Here is a 21,553-nt window from a genome sequence, read left to right as displayed (position 1 = left end):
TACTACAACATGTAGTTAATTCTGTCAACACTACATGTTGTAGTATCTAGAACACATAAAAAAACTCTACAAATAGGTAAAGTTTCCTTATGTAGAGCTTTTTAGATATAAGTATTAATATATTTATTTATCAGTTAGCATTTTTAAATCTAACTTTTCGGTCAAGATAGAGTGGTTCTCCATCATTAGGACCTCCGACAATCTTGCCATCAATAACATTCGCTTCCCCTACTGTGTAAGGTGCTAAGATATCACGACCCATTCGAATTTGATCAAAAAGTTCGTCGTCATCATACATATAAGCAAGAACTGCAGGTAAAGCATCTTGAACTGTACGAATATCAAAGCGAGTTGGATCCACACCTTTAGGCCAGTGAATTGCAAGAAGCGCTCCGTAACGATCTTGAATGTCTAATCGATCAATTTCTGATAGTGGGAAGTCACCTAATCCAATCCCTGTTTTTGTAAGGTATGGTCCGTGATCACCCGCAATAATAACAATGGCATCTTCACGGTTATCAATATCAAGCGCATTAAAATCATCACGCATTTCCACATTGGCAGATTCTAATGCGAACACATGTTGATCAAAATCAGCCTGCGTTAATACGCCCGAATTTTGAGTATGACCAGGATTACTTCCATGAGTATATAGGAACTCTGGTTCTTTACGATTTTGCGCTAGCACTTTCCGTTTTGCAACCATAAAATCAGGATATGTATTTTCAGAGAACTCCACATCGAACCTGAACTCTCCCTCTAAAATTGCTTTATTAATAATCTTATGCGGCGCAATTGAGGAACTGTTATCTGGATAAGAATAATCAAATTTCGGATCGAAGTCTTTTGTCATGTAATCTGATTCATGGACAGAGTTCGTAAAGTATCCAAGTTTATTAAATTCTTGAACTGCAGAACCATCTCCCGCTAGCATACGTCTGAATTCAGTTGAGCTTTCAGGAATTGGTTGAGGGTTTAATAAATGTGACATCGCAATGATCGAGTAAGGACCTACAGAGTACGTACCATCATAAATCGCGAAGCCTTTATCAAGCATATAGTTAAATTGATCACTGTGGTCAATACCGTATGCATCTAATGTTTGTTGATTAGAGTATGCATCATAAATAATGATATACACATCAGGCGTATGTTTTACTTCTTTACCTTCAGTCATCTCAGCAATTCGTGTATTGTATTCTGTTGTTTCATTTACAAATTCTTTTTCATTATTTGACCCTTTGGTCACTGAAGTAACAAAGTTTGTGACGAAGAAAATCAAGGAAATAATTATTAGTAATTTCTTTTTGTCTAAGAATAATATTAAGAATATAGCAAGACACAATCCAAGAAGAATCCAGAATATTGTTTTTGGTTCAGTAACTTTACCGAAACTAGCCATATTGAATACAATAAATAAGAACGACATTGTGACAGCAACTGAAACATCCTTAGCAAGAACAGTACTCATAAACCAAGGAAGAATTACGATAGCAATTGCTGCTATTAAAGCAAACGTTGCAAATACTAACACAGAACTCTTGAAGTCCAAGATATCTTGATTAGCTATGATATATTGGATGATCGGTGTCATTGGTAAGGCAACAAAGAATAAATCTTTCCAATCGATTGGTTCTGATTGTTTCTGAAGTGAAATCTTACCTTTTCCTTGAACCCATGTAAATAATAGAAATATTAGTAATAGTCCAATTGTAATCATGACTGTTTTTGATAAAATCCCTATTAAGAATAATGAGTTCAATCCGCCTTCTGGAAGATATCTCTTACCTAAATAAGTATATCCAACTAACAATGCAGATCCCATCGCAAGCTGAATGAGCATGTTCGGATTAAAAATTGATTTAATAAACTTCGTAATCCAGTTTCCTTGAACCCCTTCACAACGATTATTAAATGTATAGTTTTCATTAAGAAGTGGCTGTGAAGCAACATTGGAGACTTCGTTTTCTGTCTCTTTACTTTTAACTGCTTCTAGTTTCTTAGAAATGAAATCCATACCTCGAGTACCCGCTTCATTTGGATATTTATCAGAGAGTGATAGTGTATCTCCTGCACTATTATTAACAGCTTCATTTTCAAGTGTCTGATCAATGATGTCAATTAAATTAGGGATATCTTTATCTGATACATTTTTTCCAATAACGTCGAGTAATTCGATATGCCATGCATCACCATCAACATCTATTGCATCACGACCGCGCTTTTCCAATTGCCCATTGAGAGTCAATATAGGTTTTTTAAACAGTGCATAGAAATCGAAAATAATACCTGAGAAATCACTAATCATGATATCTGCATGTGCCATTGCTTTAAGGTTCTGAACATCTCTATTCCAAACACGATGTTCATTATTAGGGAATTTAGTCATCAATTCTTCCATAACTTGCGCTTCAGAAATAAAAGATTGCGGATGAGGGCGAATAATAATGTTAAATTTATCTGTCTCTTCTAATTTGGATAGAAGTTCATTTCCAAATTTTGTTAGCAAGCCATGGTCGCCCCAAGTTGGCGATAATAGAATAGTTGGTCTTTTTTCTTCGAAAATTGTATATTCATAACTTTCATTCTTTAGGTTAGTTCGCATCACATCGAGATATGTGTTACCAATTATTTCTATTTCTTTAACATTAATATTACGCTTAGATTCTAATTCTCGAATTAAGCTGTAGTCCCCATCACCTCCGACAAGAACACTATCAAAATAGTCAGTACCATACGCTTTATATTCACTAACACTTCCAGCAGAGTGAGTTACGTGTACATAATGTTTAACATTTTTACTTCGTTTAATTTCCAAGACATCAAGACCTGGTGTCGTCATAACAACAACATCGGCATTAAGACGGTTTAAAACATAATACGCTTCACGTCCTGAGCCAATGAATTTAGCTTCAATACCTTCGAGATTAGCAGTTAAACCTGGGTCCTCTTTATCACTTGTAAAGTATGTTGCAGGTATATTACGACGGCTTGCTTCCTCTACCAATGGTTGGAACACATTCCAATATTGTTTTCCTTCTGAATAGAAAACTAAGCCATATTTTTTTGAAGGATCCAAGGCTTCTCCCTTGTCGCCTCCAATACTAAACTTACGGTAGATAACTCCTTTTAACATAAAGAATGCAACAGAGAATAACGCAATTGTTGCGGAAATAAGCATACTTCCAGTTCCTGGATCAATGTACAAAACTAACATTCTACCGCACCTCCTGCAATTTTTTCTGCTTTTTGTTTATCTAGTTTGGCATAAACAAGCGTTTTAATGAGACTGAAAATATTATTACATGTCCAATAAACTAGTAAACTAGATGGCGAATTATATAACACTACCAAGAAGAACAGAGCTATCACAATAGGCGTAATTTTTTCGCTCTTAGTCATATCTTTAGCATAAACATAACCTGATGCTAAGTTAATGGCCGTCATAACAAACGGTAAAATATTAATGCTTAAAGTACCTATGGATAAGAGTCCATCTGGTTTCGATAAGTCACTTAAAAATAAAAATGATACACCTTCAAATCCAGTGAAATGGGATAAGTATGCATACGCACCCATAAAGAAAGGAATCTGAATTAGCAAGCTAACAAGTCCACGAAGTGCATATGAAGGATGATAGTCATTTAATCGATATACGTTATTTGTGTATAGATACAGCTCATATCCTTTATACACACTTTTAAATTCATCCAACTTCGGTTTCATTTGTAATTGAGCTTGCTTCTCTTTCTTCTCAATTTTGTCAGCAAAATGATAAAAAGGGAAAGTATAATGTTAACAACTATACTTAAGACAATTAGTGCAAGTCCATGATCATGAACAATGCCAAGGGTCCAAACAAAAATAGCCCCTATAAATCTAGAGAACGGCTCTGTTAAAATATCTAGCATTTTTCCACCTCTTAGTTATTTCTATTTTGTGCGTTCACAACATTTCAATTATAACTCACTTAAGACTCTGTAACAATTACTTTCATAAACTCGCCATATTTAGATTTGAGTAATTCTCATATATATTCACAAACATTGAAAGTCTAACGTAATTAAAGTTCAAGCAACATACTTTGAAATAGTTTTAGTAAAAACCAAGAAAATTATACTACATCATGTAGTATAATTCAAGATTAGCTAACAATTAAAAACACCTCGTTAGAGATGTTTTGTTTATTCATTCATATTTCGACTAATTTCGGACAGTACTTTCTTTATATCTTGAAGTTCTTTTCTGATACGATAATTATCAATTACAGACCCTACTAGAATGGTAAATAAAAGAACAAATAACGTTGGTTCCATGATAAACCTCCTTTCGCTTGTGTTAGGACCAGTTTTTTATTTCATATTCTTATTATTAACTACAATCATTTCGCTAACATCATGAACAGACCTTTGATCTTCTAAAGGAGGATATGACATATAGTCGCCATATATACCAGTCAAAAACTTGTCATAACACGACATAATTGGAAACTCAGAAGATTCAAACTTTACTTCAATTGTATTATCAATTTCATCTTTGCTGATAATTGAACCTGTATACTCTCTATCCGTAAAGTTCAATGACAGTCCATTTAAGTATTTAGAATTAGAGTTATTGTATTTTGTTGCTTCCTCAATCATTTTGTCAAAATTAGACTTCAAAGTGGGATTTACTTTTGCAAAAACTCTATTAAAACCACAGAAAAGTGATTTCACAATTTTTTTGGGAAATTTATCACCGGATTGCGGGTGTGTAAAAACAAATGCTACAAAATGATTATGGTATTTTTTTAAATTATCTCTTTGCAATTGAGCTAAATGAGTGTCATCAGGGAGAGAATCAAAGGGAAAAATATCTATCCAAACACCTTGTTTAATCCCAAGATACTCAGTTGATTTTTCTGGAAGTAAAATATTGTTACTACGAATCTTCCCAAACCCATACCAATAGTTTTTTTCACGCTTGTTATCAACAAATGAGTAATTATCATTCAATTCTTCATCTACAATACTCAAAAAACGATTGTACTCGTCTCGACTCATAATTACATCAACATCATCATCCCATGGAATGAACCCATGATGTCTAACCGCACCGAGCATCGTCCCATAGCCCAGTGAATATTTTAAGTTGTGTTTTTTACAAATACGATCAAACTCGCAAAGTATATTAAATTCTTCTTGTTGAATTGGATTCATCGTTTTCTCCTAATAGTTGTTTATATGTATTAATATAGTTGTTTACCATATTTTTCTTATCAAATTTCAAACCATACTCTCTTAATTCATCTGAATTGTAGCCATCAAAATCAGTATTTTCAATAAGCGACCATAATTGTTTAACGTCCCCTGCTTCTACAACAAACCCTACGCAGTCATTTACGACTTCGGGAACTGCTGTTTGATTATAGACGATGACAGGAGTACCACAAGCAATTGATTCGATAGTTGTCATCCCTAAGGTTTCCTCTACACTTAGATTTAAATACACATACGCACTTGAGTACAAGGATACGAGCTCTTCAATATTATCTGTACGTTCGATACCAATTATATTTGAAGGCAATTCTTTAATTTGTTTCTCAGAAAGTCCAATTAGCATGATTTGATATTCGTCTGAGATAAGTTCATTTAATTTAATAAAATCATCCAATCCTTTTCTTTTTTCCCAAATATTAGAAACACCTAAAATAATCTTCTTATCGGTGTTGACTTTCTCTGCAGGGTTAAAAACATTAGTATCAAATCCATTATAAATACGTTTTATCGGATATTTTTTCAGAAATGTTTTTTCAGTTAAATCTTTGAGCCAATCCGAAGGAGTAACAATAACCATATCGTTAATTTGAGTAAATTTATCTTTTTTCCATTTAAAATTTCGTTCCTGTTTGCCCTTAGCAATCGTCTTAGGGTATGTACTAGTATTGTTACAGATAACACATCCATCATCCCACTTCTGGCAACCATCAAAGGAAAAATAGGCCGAACTACCACTGAAAGCCCAGCAGTCATGAAGAGTCCATACTATTTTAATATCAGGTCTTTTATTAAGAAAATCAAAAAGCATCGGCACATTAAGGTAATATCCATGAAGATTATGCAAATGAATTAAATCGGGATTAAATGACTCAATATAAGCTATTAGATTTTTAGTAGCTTTATTTGAATGTAATCCATGCCCTCCAAAAAAGCGAGACATTCCTAAATGTATCATAGACGAAAAACGATCGGATATATCAAAAGTATCTACTAAATCTTTGGGTTCATGTCTACCATATACCATTTTAACTTCATTGCCTTCATTTTTTAATTCATCATACAAATCTCTGACAATTTTCCCTGTGCTACCATAATCAACCACAGAATTAATAATAATGACTTTCATAAATAACCTTCCTTACTCTATGATCTAATCGTATCATATTTATGTTAATGAGCGCTATTTAAATATTTTCGCGCATAGCCATGTCCATCAATCAAATCATATTGAACAGCATTATAAGCATCAACTAACTGAATTTGTTCATCTGTCAATGCTTCTCTAGAAACAGGTCCATCTGCACCATAAAGATAATATCCTGAAGGATGTATTGAAAGAAACTCCGAATATACATCTAAAACAAGTGCTTGATAAGGAGAAATTTCGACTCCTGCAATATCAAAAATAATGTTTGTTGTGTTTGCTAGCGAGATATCTTCTTGAACAGGTATGGAAATTTTAGCATCTGTAAGGTTTGATGCAAAGAAGAAAGGTGTAGAATGTTTTGCCTTAGCGGTGTTTTCTGAAATAAGTGGTGTAAAGAGTCCTGGTAAATGATCTCCATATACGAAGAATATGTAGGGATCGCCAATTTCATTTAATTCGGTTATGACTTCTTTTAAAACTCGATCAGATTCCTTAACGCCTTCTGCATAGGCAACGGTTTGCGTTATTTCCTTGCTACTCAATTTATCACTTTCAATTACAAACTCAGTATCGTCGTAAACATGAGTGTACGGCGCATGATTTTGCATCGTTACAATATGATAATTACGCGGACCATTAGAATCACGGTATATATCAAAAAATTCTGCAAAAGTTGCTTCATCAGAAATATATCCATCTTCATAGTAAGGTTCCGTATGACTCATATTCTTATCAAATAGGATTTGATCCACACCAAAGTTTTGGTATGTAGCATAACGCTTATAAAATCTAGAATTGTAGCTATGTAAACTTGTTGTTTCTCGTCCCTCTGATTGTATCTGTTTAAAAATAGATGGTAATTCAGTGCGATCCGCTGTGAAAGATTGAAAAGCTGTAGATACTTGCGGACTTAAAGAACCCGTACTCATCGAAGTAATTAATTCATATTCTGTATTTGGAGTACCACCACCGTATGCTGGTGATAAGATATTACCGATTAGAACCTTATCTGTTTCATCTCTGTAATAGGTTAAGTTATCATTGTTTATTTCAATAGCCTCTAAATCTGAAATTGCCGTTAGAGACTCACTTAAAACAGTAATGACATTAATATTAGAAAAATCGTCGCGCCAACGTGTTTCATTAACTTTTGATGCATTCAATACATATTTTTCAAAGATTTCATCGATCATAGCTTCATTATAATCATCAGGTTTGCTAATGTTTTCCCCGGTTGTGTTTAGTACAAGACCGTTGACCATACCATATAACCGGTAGTTAGAAAGCTGATCCCAACTATTATACTGAAGATAAAGCTCATTTCTTTGTGCATATGATTTAATCATAGAAGATTCATAATTATAGTGCGACAACAACAATAAAAAGATAAGTGTGCCTCCCAAAGAAAAAACCCTGATTGTAGCAATTAGTTTGGATTTATCAAAGATTCTAAAGTTATAAACTTTCTTGTTAATGAAAATGACGCCTACCGTAACTAAAATAAAGGCTACCGCAATCCCAATGGTCGCAAAAACTTGCTCTGGAGTCATCATTTCCATGAGCTTATTAAGGTTAACAAAGACACCTAAATCCTGTGGCAAGACAGGTTCTAAAAGTATATTAATCTTCATATTGTTGATAACAGATAATGCCAAAGTCAATACTGTAATAACTGTAAACCCAGTAAGATAATTATTTGAAATGACAAAAATCATTAAGAACAAAGTAAAAACAATTTTGAAACTAAAATCAAAATTATGTTTGTTTTCAATATAAGCATCAGCTGCTACTTTAAAATCAAAATCAAATAAGCTCGCAGTGGTCAGTTCCTGAAACCCATATGTTAATAATAGTGTTAAAATTAAGACAATAAATATTTTTTTTAATTTCATGCTAAATCCCCAATCACAAATGATTATACATTAAATAAACCACATAGTACACCGTCGAGGGACAAAACAGACTCTCAGTGTCTCGAAAAAAAAGAAATGTCAGAATGACATTTCAATTATAGAGTCCCTATTCTTTAGTAAAGCTGACAACCTGATGATTCGACACGCGATCTTCTTCCTTTGGAAGAGTCATATAATCACCGTATTCGTTAGTGAGGATGTCATCGTATTTTTCAGAAATTAAGAAATCGTAGCCTTCGAAACTATGTTCGATTGTGTTCTCAAAAGAATCTTTTGCACGAATTAATCTTCGATATTCATCAAATGAGCTGTTATAAGCTAATAATGCATATGAATCAAATTCCTCGATATCTTTGTTTTTTAAGATCAATGCTTCTCTTTGTTTAAAATACTTCTTTGGTAATGGATTAATCTTATAGAAAATTTTGTTGAAATAGAATAGTACTGATTTAACAAATTGGTTCAATTTTGAGCCAATGCCATCCGGATAAATATTCACCATTCTTACTATTTTCTTCGATAAGTTACTTATTTCATTCTGAATTGCATCAGCCTCTTCTAAATTTGTTGGAATACGATCAAATACAAATATATCAATCCAGACCCCTTCATGAATGTTAATATTTTGATTACATTTTTCCTTCAAGTATGCATTATTTGAACGAATTTTAGGATGAGGAGCATAATAGTCAGGGTCAGTTTCGTTCGTTTGATAGAAGAATTCATCACTCAATTCATCTGCAATCACCGATTCAAATACATTAAAACTTTCTCGAGTCATACTCACGTCAATATCGTCATCCCACGGAATAAATCCGTCATGGCGAACAGCACCAAGAAGCGTTCCATCCGAGAGCGAATATTTAATATTATTTTTTCTACAAATTCGATCGAATTCAATCAAAACTTTTAATCCCTCTGATTGAATGTCACTCATTTCTGTTCTTTTTCTATCCATATTATGTCCCCGTTTCTATTAATGTATTCAGATGAACAAGAAGTTTTACCTATTGCAATAAAATTAGATCCGTATGGTGTAATGCTATAGTAAATACTATTATTTAAAGGATTATAATAATCATCTAAATAAATATACATAGTTTGTGTATAAGCTGTTACTTCGACGATTTCATAGAAGAATGGGCTTCCATACTTACCAATTGAAGATGTTAAGATATCTTCCTCTGGAATTAACTCAGCAAACAGTGATCCTTTCATTTGCTCATAAGTATAATGATCAAAATCAATCCATTTGGTTCTCATTTTTGTTTCTTCTGTAAAATTATCAATTGTTGCTGAAAGTTGATCCTCAGGAACATACTCTCCTGTTCGAATATTTTTTAGAACGAATCGTTTAAACGATGTTCCTTCAGTTTCTTCAACAACAATGTCTCCATATATTTCTGGACGATAACGATAAATACCTCGTTCTACAATCTCCCCTTTATCATTAATAATTCCGTACATATTTGTATCAGGGAAGAACACGGATTGGAAGTGATCGCCAAGATTATTTTTATCTGCATATGGGATAGCATCACTTTCGAACTTACCAAAGAATTCTTTTTCATTTGCTTTGCACAGTTCAATACGTTGAGCAATCAAATTATATTGATTAAAGAATTTACCACGATCTGCATTTAGAATTGTATTCTTATTAAGTTCTACAAGTCCGCCTCTAAATCCTGACTGATCAATGACTGTTTTCATTTCTTTATATAATGATAAGGATGAAAATGTCATTAAACCTGCCATACCCATCATGCGTAGCTGACGTTTTTCATATAGCATAACGATAGATGGGAAAATAATTATAACACTGAAGTATCCAAATACAGAGAAGCGTGCCGCCATAAGTTCTGAGAACTTGAAAACAAAATAAATAATAAAACTATATAGACTCAAAAGTGTTAAGTCACGGATAGACTTGTTTTTTGATTCGATTAATTTATCATAATGCAACCAAATTCCGATAAAGAACAGAATTCTAACAATACCTGGAAAATCTAAGAACCCTCGACCTGATCCTTCGAGATAATGTGTTAACTTACCAATATAAGGAATTGAGGATAATGCTCCTAATATAGATCCAAATGGGATAAACGTAATCACTAATGAGATTCCAAAGAGAATCATCAACGTCTTTTTAGAAGGTGTGTAGTCTCTAAGTAGGATTATTGGTAATAAAATCAATACACTAACATGTAAAGAAGCACAAGCTAGAAGAATTAGAACTTTTTGATACATTTTAAAGAAGTATTTATTATTAAACAATAAATACATGGCTAAAATCAGTGCCAAACCTTGGCGCAATGCTGAAATTGCCCAAACGAAATAAAATAAGGTATAGAAAAGTAAGGTCGATAGTTGATAGTTCTCAGAATTATCATTAATCCAAGCGAGAGTCAAAATCACAATAGCAATTGAAATTATGCTTGCGAACGTATGATAGCTTAGACCGACTATCTTACTAATATACATCAAGGCTCTAAACCCAAATTCAATAAATACAAGACTATCTAACATCGAACCTATCGATTTCACATCTAATTCGTTGTATAAGTACTCATAAGAAAAGTAATCTGCTCCGACACCAAATCTTAAAAAAGATACGATGGCTAAAATAACAGCAGAAGAAATTAAGAAAGTTTTCTTACTAATTTTTTTATTAAAGGCTGACATAATCAGCAATAAACCAAACGGAATTATATACATAAGGGACCCCTTTCCTACTGATTGTTTTGTAGCATATCCATAATAATTTGATAGCTACATTTTACATCATAATTTTCAACCAAATACTTGCGACCATTTTCACCCATTGCTTTAACGAGATCAGGACTATTATAAAGATTTTCTACAGCTTGATACCACTCATCAGGATTCTGACTTGATACCTTAAAACCATAATTTCCTTCTTCAGCAACACTACCAACATCTGAAACAACATCCGTAGCACAAATAACTGGAACACCACTTTCCATGTAGCTCAGCACACGTTGAGGAAAATTAGGTATCGTGAATCGATAATCCAAGAAAATAAGACCTACATCAGTAAGTGAAGCAAGTTTTTGATACTCTTCCGAAGGTAATTGGCCAAAATACTTTAACTTATCTGGAAACTCTTCAGAATATTCAGAAATAATATTTTGCTTAGAACCCGATCCAGCAATGATAATTTGAATATTTGGGTTGTCAATTTTTTTAGCACATTCGATAATAAATGGAATCGACTGTGGTTCCCCAAGGTTTCCTCCAAAGAATAATAAGAACTTATCATCCCCGAGTCCAAAGTCACTCCGCTTCGCAACAATGCTCTTCTTATCTTTAATGCTGATTGTATTTGGTAAAATACAGAGCTTGTCAGAATACTTTGGATAGTGCTTAATAAAGTATTCCTTGTTAGCTGGTGACATCACTCCAATGAAATCAGCACTTTGATATAATTTCATTTCTTTATGCTTAAAGAATTTATGAGCTAGACCTTTCTGACTCATTAATTCTAAATCAACTGCATTCTGAGGAAATATATCCTTTAGCATTAAGAAGAACTTTGCACTAGGATTACGATGTTTTAAATAATCTAGTGAATCTGAAAAAGTAATTGGCGGTGTAGAGTATAATACAAGATCAAAATCCTTATTTGAAAAATGCTTTTTAAAAGCCCTCAAAAACAAGGAATCAATTGAAATAGTAGCCAACCCTTTTTCAATTTTATTGGTGTTCTTTGTCATATTCATGGTTTTGACACCAAGATAAGTAATATTGTTATCTTGATATAATTCTGTTTTTTTATTCAGGCGCTTCTCTCGAGCATACGCTATATAAACATCATGACCATGCTTATGAAACTCCTGCATTAAATCAAAGTAAATACTACTTTGGTGCATTCCAGAATATGTCGAACTTATATATAAAACCTTCATAGGAATACCCCCATTAAAATATTTATTAGAATCGTATATGGTACAACGCCGCCATAATCACGAGTCATTAATTGCAGTGCATAGAACCCTACTAAACAAACAGTATAAGTTACGATCTGCCATCTCTTATTCGTTACTTCGTAATACTCGTAAAGAAGCGTTGGAAAGTAGATTGCAACAACCATATAAAAGTACATTGAAATTCTGGCATGATTTGGGAACCATACCCATAAAACATTAAACAATAGTGCAAGTACAAGAATATTAGATAAAAACTTATTATTCAAATACAAGTCCGGTAATTTTTGTTTAAGTATTAAAAATAATCCAATATACGCAGCAAATATCGCAATCGTTGCGTAGCCAATTTCAATTGTAAACTCTCCGTAGTACTCACGACTAAAAAGACTCATTAAAAAACTTAGTAATTGATTATGACCCAAGAACAGAACTAGTGAAATCCCAGTTAATCCTAAAATATACCACTTGTTCAAGTTCAAAAATTTAAGGAAAAAGAGAGGTATAAGAAGTAAGGCAGAAACGTGGAATAAGGATGCAATAATTGTCAGTCCAACATACGTAACAGAGGACTTAACGTTATCCTTCATAGTAACAAGGAAATACGTAGCCAGTAAGAATATAGACATAGCAAGGGACTGTCTTAGGATATTAAAACTATTCACGTAAAGATAAAGAGATTGATATCCAAGAACAGAGAGCCACTTCATTTTGCTTGTTTTATATAGCACATAATAGATTGGAATAATTACGATAGATTGTACAAGAATAAGTAGAACTCTGAAATCTAAATTCAGATATGCAACAATCCTCGATAAACTTACATATCCTTTTTCAATGTTATAGTAATAATCCGATACAAAGTATTCATGATAACTTCGCAAATCGTATCCAACACTTAAGCTTCGAAGTGATCCCACTAAGATAAGCAGCAGTGCAGAAAAGATAACACTATACAATATATAGTTTTTTTGTTTGTTTGTGTCTTTAAAATTATTTTCAGAATACCAAATAGGAAATACTGACAAACATAAGACACCTAGATAAATAAACATTATTTGTCTTTTCCTCCCACTAATTTACAATAGAACGACTCGAGATTTTCTAAGGCAGGTTTGATATCATATTTCATAAGGCTTTGAGGGATCATCAATTCTTTAGAATCAGAAATATGTTTTTGAATCGCGCTTGACCACATATCAAGATTTAATGGAAATCTGTCAACCAGGTTCGTTAAATCCACATCGGAACTTACATGCTCTGATACAATTGTAGGAATACCAGCACATTGAGCTTCGATCGCAACATTTCCAAGTCCTTCATAAAATGACGGCAAAATAAAAATATCAAAAAGTGAATAGAATCTGTAAACATCACTTCTCACACCCGTGAAAACAATATTATCAACTTCTTGATCCAAGCATAATTTTTCAATAACTGGCTTGTCATCGCCTTCACCAACACATACAAATATTAATTCAGGATTTAGTTTTGCTAATTCCACGATAAAAGGATGATTCTTCGCTTTGTTAAAACGTCCAACATGACCTACTACCTTTGAATTTTCTGGGATACTAAACTCTTGTTTTAAATCATGACTTGACTGTTCAGAATACTTAAATTTTTCAATATCAAGTGGATTTAGAATAACTTTTACATTTTCAGCATTAGGAAACATAAACTTTCCAGCTGATTCAGAACAAGCAGCATAATCTGTAGCAACTTTAGGAATCTTAGTAGTATAATATCGTCTAAGTAAATACTTCGCATCTTTATCAAACCCATTTACGTGACTATGCGCTACTCGCACATCGATATTAGCGTTTTTCGCACACATCAATGGAAAATAAGAAAGTGCGTCAAGGTGTGAATGCACAATATCATAGTGATGATTGTTAAAGAATTCTTTCATAAAACTCTTATACTCGCCCTTTTTAAATGGATTAATACTTGGCGCCTTATAGATTTGAGCACCGAGCGTTTTTATTTCTTTATCAAAAAAACCTTCATCTTCACGATGCACTAAAAAGTCCACTTCGAATAGGTTTCTGTCAATATTTCGTAAATAGTTCATAAGCATTGTCTCAATTCCACCCACATTCATGATGGAGACAACTTGTAATATTCTTATCTTATTTGTCATAAAGCACACTCTCATATACATCAATATATTGCTTGTTGATAATATCAACATCGTATTTTTCTGCTAAAAGTAGCGATTCACTAGAAAATTTGGCATATAAATCTGAATCCAATAGTAACTGAGAAACACGGTCCGAAAATACTTTAGGATCGAAATCAATTAAAAAACCATTTTTATCATTGATAACCAATTCTCTATTTCCGCGACAATCTGTTGCTACAATCGGTTTCCCTGCCGCCATATTTTCGACTAAGTTAATCGGCAGGCCTTCTCTAAAGGAACTTGAGAGTGCAATTTCATTGATAAATACTATTTCTTCTTTTTCTTTGACATAACCCAAGAACTTAACATATTCGTTCAAATTCAAGTCGGAAACGAGTTTCTTATATGATTCTGTTTCTATACCATCGCCTACTAATAATAATTGTACATTAGGGACTTGATCCTTTAAGTAGCTCATCATATGAATAAGTAGGCTTTGATTCTTGTTCTTGTTTAGTTCACCAATAAAACTAATATATCGTTTATTAGGATCTAAATTAAACTTTGAACAGATTTCCTCACGATTTAACTCATCTGAAAGATTACTGAATTGAGAAATTTCGACACCGACCCCAGGAATGTAGTAAATATTCTTGGCTTTAAGCTTCTTCTCTAAAGAAAGCTGGTAATCTTCATGATTGATAAGAATTAATGCATCTGTTACACGTGCCATTACTTTTTCTATTGGATACAAAATGGTCCAGCTTGCAAGTGAAGACCCTTTAAAAAAGTGAAACCCATGTGCTGTATAAATAATAGGCGGTACCTTTTTTCGATTAAAATATTTATAGTAACGTGGTAAAAGTCCCCCAACAGGTGTATGAGCATGAATCAAATCATAATTATTTGATTTGATTATTTTTTTCACTTCGCGATAAGCACTGATATTTGTTCCTGACAGAGGAAAACGTGTCATATTGACATTATAAAAATGGTCGCATTTCGCTTCTAAATCAGCAGAATCACCACTCCCAATAACATCTACTATATTACCTTCTGATCGAAGCGTATCAATCAGCGGCAACATAAAATGAACGAAAAATCGACTTGTATTCGCAATAAGTAGTATACGTTTATTTTTTATCATCATTCTTACTATCAACTCTCATTTTAAGGAATTTTTCAATATCTCTGGATTCTGTAACTATATCAAATCCAGTAGCACGTAAAGCTTCAGTATTGTTTTCTCTAGGTAAATCGGCATTGTTTACAATTAACGTTGCCCAATGCTTTGCACCAAGATTGAGGTCAACAAATTCTAAGCAATCTGATATTTTAGATTCCTTGCTAACCTTTCCAAGTGTCGTATATGAAGGTAATGCTGCAGCTTGAGACTCAACCAATACAAACGGAAGCCCTTCGTAAGCAGATGGCAAAAGGAATACATCAAATCCTTGAAGAAGTCTTTCAACATCTGATCTTTGCCCTAACCATAAAACCTTATCATAAACATTTAATTCTTTCGCATAACTTTCAATTTCTTCTTGAAGAGAACCAGAACCGACCATCACTAATCTTGAATTATCTTTTAAGGCTACAATTTCTTTAAAAATATCAAGTAAAAACTTTTGATTTTTTTGAGGATGGAATCGTCCTACATGACCGATAACAAATTCATTATCGACATTCAATTCATTTCTAACTTGTTGACGAATATCTAAAGAATATGAGAATTTATCGAGATCAATAGCATTTCGAATTACTTTTACTTTCTCAGTCTCAATGACTTCTCCAAACATCCATTCCCCTGCTTCAGGAGAGCAAGCCCAGAAATCAGTTGCTACATTCTTAATTTTCTTGAGATTCATGCCATGAAGCAATGCTGTAACTTTGCCACCCATATTCTCTGAATTATGACTATGAACAATTCTCACCGGAACTCCATATTTTTTCGCATAAGAAAGAACACCGATTGAACTTAATGTACACACATTAGCCCAAACAATATCATACTTATTCTCAGTGAATAATCTATCTAGATATTTATTGTAAGCAATTAGATTTTTACGGCGACTGGGTAATTTAAAGATCCTTGACCCTTTACTTACAAATTCATCTTCAAATGGAATTGACGCGAAATCAGTAACAAAATCACATTGAACATCATCTGAAAAATTTGAATAGAAATTATAAATAAAAGTTTCTACTCCACCTCTTTGCTCACTCATTCCGTAAATTAGAATTTTCATATGAATCTCCTTCTAAAGTTAAACTATTTTTTGTTCTTTATTTGTCCTATAAATTCAACAAGAACATTAATTTTTAAAATATATACCATTGCAAAATAAACAATGACTCCTGCACCAATTGCTGAGAGTAAGGACATTGTATTTCCAAAGCGATTTCCAACAAATCCATAAATCACATATGCAACAAAGCCCATTAAAAGTCCTGCCACAAATATCTTTATGACTTCTGTTAGAAGCTTTTTATAATTAAAGTTTTCAAATTTTCTAAACGAAAGAACTAATAGAATAATACTTCCAATAGCATTAGCAATCGTCATAGCTAGCGTAATCCCATGCAAGCCCATACGGTTAGATAATAATAATCCTAAAATGATTTGAGTTCCGATTAAAAGTATAGATGTGTACATTGGCGTCTTAGTATCTTGGAATGAGTAGAAAACTCTTGCAAGAAGACCATACGCTGAAAATCCTACAAGACCTAAACTGTATGCTCTAAAAATTGGTGTCAGAACTAACACTTCTTCCATTCCGAACTCACCACGCATATAAATAAATTGAACAATTGGTTTTGCAAGAACTGCCATACCAATCGCACAAGGAACAATAAAGAAGAGTAATGACGATAATGCCGATTCAAACTCCCTAGAAGCATCCTCCATATTACCAATTGAAACTGCCTTTGATAATGCAGGATACATTACTGAAATAATCGCCAGGCCAAATACGCCTTCTACAATACCACCTATCTTAGCAGCATAGGTTATTTGAGAAATACCACCGTCAATTCCTGAAGCAAGTGCTTGGTTTACAACGGTACCAATACTTGTAGTTGCTGATCCAATAATTAGAGGAATAGCAAGAACAAGCATTGCTTTTAAATTTGGATCTTTAAGATTAATCTTGAAACTAATCTTGAATCCCTTACGATTTGCATACCACAATATTAGTGCCGCTTGAACAAAATAAGCAAAGAGAATACCAAATGGCATGATAAATTCAGACGTTTGTTTTGAAATAAGTACTGTTGCGATTAGTATTATATTTAAAGGAAATGATAAAGCTAAAGGAAAAATAAAGCTTTCATGAATATTTAAAAATCCTGTCATTATTTGAACAATACATGTGAAAATCAACGTAAAAATAGTTACCTGAGTAAATGGAATCAAGTATCCTAATAATTCAGGTGAAGCTGAAGGAACCAACATACCTAAAAATACGTCTGTAAATGTTACGAAAATCAGTCCAAATACCAATGCAATGACTACCATTACATTTTGAACGTTATTTGCGAAGAGAACTGCTTTTTCAGATCCGTCTTCATTTTTAATCCGAGTATACATCGGAATAAACCCTGTCACAAACGCTGCAATAATAACTGAGAATAGTGTCGCAGGTAAACTATATGAGTATAAGAACGCATCGGAAACAATTGATGCGCCATAGGTTTTTGACAATACAATTTCTCGTGCAAATCCTAAAAATTTCGAGCACACAGAAAGTAACATCATAACGATAGTAATTTTTTTCATATTTCCTCCAAAGCTTATGGTTACCACATTTTTAAATTTTAACTAATATCAAACACTATTATACAGTATCTACAAATAAAACGTAATTTTTGTCGTTAAAAAGCTTAACTCACTTTTTTCCACACATTTCGATTGATGTAATCTGTATAAGATATAATAATACGTAGCACTTTTTCTGAAACATTTGGCATGGAATAGTCAGCAACATGACGAAGTGTATTCTTATCCTGCGTTTCAAGAACGGCTAGACCTTGAAGAATTCTTTCTTTTTCAAGCCCAACCATCATAACGGAAGCTTCTTCCATTGCTTCTGGACGTTCATGTGCTTCACGCAGATTCAATGCATTAAAACCTAGAATTGATGACTCTTCACTAATTGTACCTGAATCACTTAGAGTTGCTTTAGAATTTACCTGAAGTGCAACATAATCATTAAATCCCATTGGTTTGAGTATTTGAACCCTTGAATCAAAAGATACACCTCGTGATTCAATCATTTTCATTGTACGAGGATGAGTACTTACAATTACAGGCATATCGTAAACCTTTGCAATCTCATTCAAACTATCCACAAGATTCATAAAGTTACGTTCTGAATTGATATTTTCATCACGATGAGCGGAAACTACAAAATACTTGCCTCTAACAAGATTCATAGCCTCAACAATAGTATTATTTTCGATATCCTCTCTTCTCAAATTAATTACTTCAAACATCGGACTACCTGTCTTAATAACGCGATCAGCAGGAATGCCTTCTCTTAGGAGATATTCTCGAGCAATATCACTATATGTAAGATTAATGTCGGAAATATGATCAACAATCTTTCGGTTAGTTTCTTCTGGCACTCGTTGATCAAAGCAACGGTTTCCAGCTTCCATATGGAACACTGGTATATGCATTCTCTTCGCTGCAATTGCACACAAGCAAGAGTTTGTATCTCCCAACACTAAAAATGCATCTGGTTGCACTTCATTTAGAACTGGTTCAATATTAATTAAAATATTGCCAATTGTTCCGATTGGTGCTCCTGTCGCAGTATTGAGGAAAAAGTCAGGCTTTCTTAGTTTGAAATCTTCGAAGAACACCTCGTTAAGTTCATAGTCATAATTTTGTCCTGTATGAACAAGGATATGCTCAATAGCTTCTGATGATTCAAGGCGTTGAATCACAGCTGATAAGCGAATAATTTCCGGTCGAGTTCCGACGACGGTCATAACTTTTAATTTTTTCATTTATACCTCCAAGTAATATGTATCAGGATTATCTTGATCAAATATTTCATTTACCCACATGATTGTGATTAAATCATTTTCACCTGTATTAATTATATTGTGTGTATAGCCTACGGGAATATCAACCACTTGTAATATATCACCAGTAACCTCGTATTCAATTATTTCTTGAGAAAATATATCTCTAAATTGAATTTTGCCTTGTCCGGAAACTACCAAGAATTTTTCATTTTTTGTGTGATGCCAATGTTGACCTTTAGTAATTCCAGGCTTGGATATATTGAGGCTCACTTGGCCTCTATCAATCGTTTTTAAGATTTCGGTGAAACTACCGCGATTATCGACATGAGAATTTAAATTATATGAAAACTCATCAGTTGGTAAATAACTAAGGTAAGTACTATACAATTTTTTTGTAAACTCATCTCCCATATTGGGTATAAGAAGAGAAGTTCTTGATGCTTTAAATGATTGGATTAATTTCGCCAATTCTCCTAAGGTGACTTTTTCATTAATTGGAACTGAGCATAATCTTTCTTCTACATTTTTAAAATTAGGCTTTCCATTTATGCACCTTACAAGTTCATTCACAACATCGTCAATGTATTCCAAAGTAAGCTCTGCGTTTTCATTATTAATTTGAATGTCTTCTCCACGAGCAATTGAGTGGCACCACGTAGCAACCACTGAGTTGTAGAATGGCTTGCACCATTTACCAAACAAGTTAGAAAAGCGGTATATATATACTTCTGAATTATTCTTGCGTGAATGATCCAAGAGAATGCTTTCACCCTCTCTCTTACTTACACCATAATCATTATCTAACTCAGCTTGGATGCTGCTTGAAATAGCAATTGGAGCTTTATTATTATGTTGGTGAAGCAAGTCACATAGTGTTTCTGTAAATCCTCTGTTTCCCGAAAAAAAATCTTCGGGATTTGTAGGTCGATTTACACCAGCGAGATGGACTACAAAATCACAAGATTTAGTATATGCGGATAATGTTTCTAAAGTATCCGACTTATCATATTTAAAAACTTCATAACCAAGATTATGAAGTTGACTACATAGATTTTTACCTACAAAGCCTGAGGCTCCTGTCACGAGAATATTCATGAATTAAATTCTTTCAAATCTTCTTGAATTTCGTATAAGGAGCGTAGTTTTTCTTCTATTTCAGGAACTGATAAGCGATAAGTATTATGTGAATTATATTCGTCTAATCCTTCTTGCTCTTCTCCTTCAACAAAATACTTGTCATAGTTTAAATCACGTTGATCCATAGGAACTCGGAAATAGCCACCAAGATCTTCTGATTTAACAAATTCTTCTTTAGTTAATAGTGTTTCGTATACTTTTTCACCATGACGTGTTCCAATCAAGCGAGTACCTGTATGAACACCTGCAACATTTTGAACTGCTTCTGCTAAATCATCAATAGTACTTGCTGGTGATTTTTGGACAAATATATCACCAGGTTGAGCATTCTCAAATGCAAATAAAACTAAATCTACTGCCTCATCCAATGACATTAAGAATCGTGTCATTTTAGGATTTGTCAAAGTTAATGGCTTTCCTTCACGGATTTGATCAAAAAACAATGGAATTACAGATCCTCGAGAGGCCATAACATTACCATAACGTGTTCCACAAATTGTCGTCCCTGTTGATTGTGCCAATCGTGCTTTTGCAACAAATGTTTTTTCCATCATCGCCTTTGAAATTCCCATAGCGTTAATTGGATATGCTGCTTTATCTGTAGATAGACATACAACTTTTTTAACACCTGCATGAATTGCTTCTTCAAGAACGTTATCAGTTCCAATTACATTAGTTTTAACTGCTTCAATTGGGAAAAACTCACATGAAGGAACTTGTTTAAGTGCCGCAGCATGGAACAAGTAATCTGCTCCTCTCATTGCATGTGTTAGTGTACTACGATCACGAACATCTCCGATATAAAATTTGAGACGGTCATCATTAAATTCTTTTCTCATGTCATCTTGTTTCTTTTCATCTCTAGAAACAATACGAATTTCTTTAACATCTTCTTTCAAAAATCTTCTTACAACGGCGTGTCCAAATGAACCCGTTCCACCAGTTACTACGAATACTGAATTTTCAAACATACAAATTTCCTCCTTGTATACTTA

Annotated in this window: 17 protein-coding genes; all 17 read right to left on the bottom strand. The window is 33.4% G+C overall.

Annotated features, from left to right (window positions below; translation table 11 throughout):
• Positions 1 to 130: 130 nt before the first annotated feature.
• The gene (locus H9L01_RS07935; RefSeq protein ID WP_187533424.1) at positions 131 to 3,217 is read right to left on the bottom strand and encodes a CDP-glycerol glycerophosphotransferase family protein; all 3,087 of its coding nucleotides are present in this window, start codon (positions 3,215 to 3,217) and stop codon (positions 131 to 133) included.
• Positions 3,211 to 3,759, bottom strand: a complete 549-nt coding sequence (locus H9L01_RS07930; protein WP_281381209.1) for a YidC/Oxa1 family membrane protein insertase — start codon at positions 3,757 to 3,759, stop codon at positions 3,211 to 3,213. The genes H9L01_RS07935 and H9L01_RS07930 overlap by 7 nt, the downstream gene beginning before the upstream one ends.
• 425 nt (positions 3,760 to 4,184) lie before the next feature.
• On the bottom strand, positions 4,185 to 4,316 hold the full coding sequence (locus tag H9L01_RS10905) for a hypothetical protein (protein WP_281381176.1): 132 nt from the start codon (positions 4,314 to 4,316) through the stop codon (positions 4,185 to 4,187).
• Positions 4,317 to 4,352: 36 nt separating this feature from the next.
• A complete protein-coding gene (locus H9L01_RS07925) occupies positions 4,353 to 5,198 on the bottom strand; it encodes a LicD family protein (RefSeq protein ID WP_187533422.1) in 846 nt (281 codons plus the stop codon).
• Complete coding sequence (locus H9L01_RS07920) at positions 5,170 to 6,384, bottom strand: glycosyltransferase (protein WP_187533421.1); 1,215 nt, start codon at positions 6,382 to 6,384, stop codon at positions 5,170 to 5,172. The genes H9L01_RS07925 and H9L01_RS07920 overlap by 29 nt, the downstream gene beginning before the upstream one ends.
• A 44-nt stretch (positions 6,385 to 6,428) precedes the next feature.
• Positions 6,429 to 8,297, bottom strand: coding sequence for an LTA synthase family protein (locus H9L01_RS07915; protein WP_187533420.1), 1,869 nt, complete (start codon positions 8,295 to 8,297; stop codon positions 6,429 to 6,431).
• 127 nt (positions 8,298 to 8,424) lie between these two features.
• Positions 8,425 to 9,276, bottom strand: a complete 852-nt coding sequence (locus H9L01_RS07910) for a LicD family protein (RefSeq protein ID WP_187533419.1) — start codon at positions 9,274 to 9,276, stop codon at positions 8,425 to 8,427.
• On the bottom strand, positions 9,252 to 11,000 hold the full coding sequence (locus H9L01_RS07905; RefSeq protein ID WP_187533418.1) for an EpsG family protein: 1,749 nt from the start codon (positions 10,998 to 11,000) through the stop codon (positions 9,252 to 9,254). Before H9L01_RS07905 ends, H9L01_RS07910 begins: the two co-directional genes overlap by 25 nt.
• Positions 11,001 to 11,047: 47 nt before the next feature.
• The gene (locus H9L01_RS07900; RefSeq protein WP_187533417.1) at positions 11,048 to 12,244 is read right to left on the bottom strand and encodes a glycosyltransferase family 4 protein; all 1,197 of its coding nucleotides are present in this window, start codon (positions 12,242 to 12,244) and stop codon (positions 11,048 to 11,050) included.
• Positions 12,241 to 13,317 (bottom strand): EpsG family protein, encoded by a 1,077-nt coding sequence (locus tag H9L01_RS07895; protein ID WP_187533416.1) that lies wholly within the window; start codon positions 13,315 to 13,317, stop codon positions 12,241 to 12,243. The genes H9L01_RS07900 and H9L01_RS07895 overlap by 4 nt, the downstream gene beginning before the upstream one ends.
• Positions 13,317 to 14,405 (bottom strand): glycosyltransferase, encoded by a 1,089-nt coding sequence (locus H9L01_RS07890; protein ID WP_187533415.1) that lies wholly within the window; start codon positions 14,403 to 14,405, stop codon positions 13,317 to 13,319. Before H9L01_RS07890 ends, H9L01_RS07895 begins: the two co-directional genes overlap by 1 nt.
• Entirely contained in the window at positions 14,395 to 15,537 is a 1,143-nt protein-coding gene (locus H9L01_RS07885) for a glycosyltransferase family 4 protein (protein ID WP_187533414.1), read from the bottom strand. Before H9L01_RS07885 ends, H9L01_RS07890 begins: the two co-directional genes overlap by 11 nt.
• The gene (locus tag H9L01_RS07880) at positions 15,521 to 16,636 is read right to left on the bottom strand and encodes a glycosyltransferase family 1 protein (RefSeq protein ID WP_187533413.1); all 1,116 of its coding nucleotides are present in this window, start codon (positions 16,634 to 16,636) and stop codon (positions 15,521 to 15,523) included. Before H9L01_RS07880 ends, H9L01_RS07885 begins: the two co-directional genes overlap by 17 nt.
• 23 nt (positions 16,637 to 16,659) lie before the next feature.
• A complete protein-coding gene (gene murJ / locus H9L01_RS07875; protein WP_187533412.1) occupies positions 16,660 to 18,165 on the bottom strand; it encodes a murein biosynthesis integral membrane protein MurJ in 1,506 nt (501 codons plus the stop codon).
• A gap of 104 nt (positions 18,166 to 18,269) precedes the next feature.
• Positions 18,270 to 19,400, bottom strand: a complete 1,131-nt coding sequence (gene wecB, locus H9L01_RS07870) for a non-hydrolyzing UDP-N-acetylglucosamine 2-epimerase (protein ID WP_187533411.1) — start codon at positions 19,398 to 19,400, stop codon at positions 18,270 to 18,272.
• Complete coding sequence (locus H9L01_RS07865) at positions 19,401 to 20,516, bottom strand: polysaccharide biosynthesis C-terminal domain-containing protein (RefSeq protein WP_187533410.1); 1,116 nt, start codon at positions 20,514 to 20,516, stop codon at positions 19,401 to 19,403.
• A complete protein-coding gene (locus tag H9L01_RS07860; RefSeq protein ID WP_187533409.1) occupies positions 20,513 to 21,529 on the bottom strand; it encodes an SDR family NAD(P)-dependent oxidoreductase in 1,017 nt (338 codons plus the stop codon). Before H9L01_RS07860 ends, H9L01_RS07865 begins: the two co-directional genes overlap by 4 nt.
• Positions 21,530 to 21,553 lie beyond the last annotated feature (24 nt).

Origin of the sequence: Erysipelothrix inopinata, assembly GCF_014396165.1 — a bacterium.
In the GTDB taxonomy this organism is placed as follows: domain Bacteria; phylum Bacillota_I; class Bacilli_A; order Erysipelotrichales; family Erysipelotrichaceae; genus Erysipelothrix; species Erysipelothrix inopinata.
The sequence above is the reverse complement of the archived record's forward strand: the minus strand, read 5'-3'. Positions and strand labels throughout refer to the sequence as shown.

Coding starts and splice junctions, on each gene's coding strand:
- H9L01_RS07890 (WP_187533415.1), bottom strand. CDS start 14,405: ATGACAAATAAGATAAGAATATTACAAGTTGTCTCCATCATGAATGTG.
- murJ (WP_187533412.1), bottom strand. CDS start 18,165: ATGAAAAAAATTACTATCGTTATGATGTTACTTTCTGTGTGCTCGAAA.
- H9L01_RS10905 (WP_281381176.1), bottom strand. CDS start 4,316: ATGGAACCAACGTTATTTGTTCTTTTATTTACCATTCTAGTAGGGTCT.
- H9L01_RS07915 (WP_187533420.1), bottom strand. CDS start 8,297: ATGAAATTAAAAAAAATATTTATTGTCTTAATTTTAACACTATTATTA.
- H9L01_RS07865 (WP_187533410.1), bottom strand. CDS start 20,516: ATGAATATTCTCGTGACAGGAGCCTCAGGCTTTGTAGGTAAAAATCTA.
- H9L01_RS07920 (WP_187533421.1), bottom strand. CDS start 6,384: ATGAAAGTCATTATTATTAATTCTGTGGTTGATTATGGTAGCACAGGG.
- H9L01_RS07860 (WP_187533409.1), bottom strand. CDS start 21,529: ATGTTTGAAAATTCAGTATTCGTAGTAACTGGTGGAACGGGTTCATTT.
- wecB (WP_187533411.1), bottom strand. CDS start 19,400: ATGAAAAAATTAAAAGTTATGACCGTCGTCGGAACTCGACCGGAAATT.
- H9L01_RS07900 (WP_187533417.1), bottom strand. CDS start 12,244: ATGAAGGTTTTATATATAAGTTCGACATATTCTGGAATGCACCAAAGT.
- H9L01_RS07895 (WP_187533416.1), bottom strand. CDS start 13,317: ATGTTTATTTATCTAGGTGTCTTATGTTTGTCAGTATTTCCTATTTGG.
- H9L01_RS07905 (WP_187533418.1), bottom strand. CDS start 11,000: ATGTCAGCCTTTAATAAAAAAATTAGTAAGAAAACTTTCTTAATTTCT.
- H9L01_RS07910 (WP_187533419.1), bottom strand. CDS start 9,276: ATGGATAGAAAAAGAACAGAAATGAGTGACATTCAATCAGAGGGATTA.
- H9L01_RS07885 (WP_187533414.1), bottom strand. CDS start 15,537: ATGATGATAAAAAATAAACGTATACTACTTATTGCGAATACAAGTCGA.
- H9L01_RS07925 (WP_187533422.1), bottom strand. CDS start 5,198: ATGAATCCAATTCAACAAGAAGAATTTAATATACTTTGCGAGTTTGAT.
- H9L01_RS07880 (WP_187533413.1), bottom strand. CDS start 16,636: ATGAAAATTCTAATTTACGGAATGAGTGAGCAAAGAGGTGGAGTAGAA.
- H9L01_RS07935 (WP_187533424.1), bottom strand. CDS start 3,217: ATGTTAGTTTTGTACATTGATCCAGGAACTGGAAGTATGCTTATTTCC.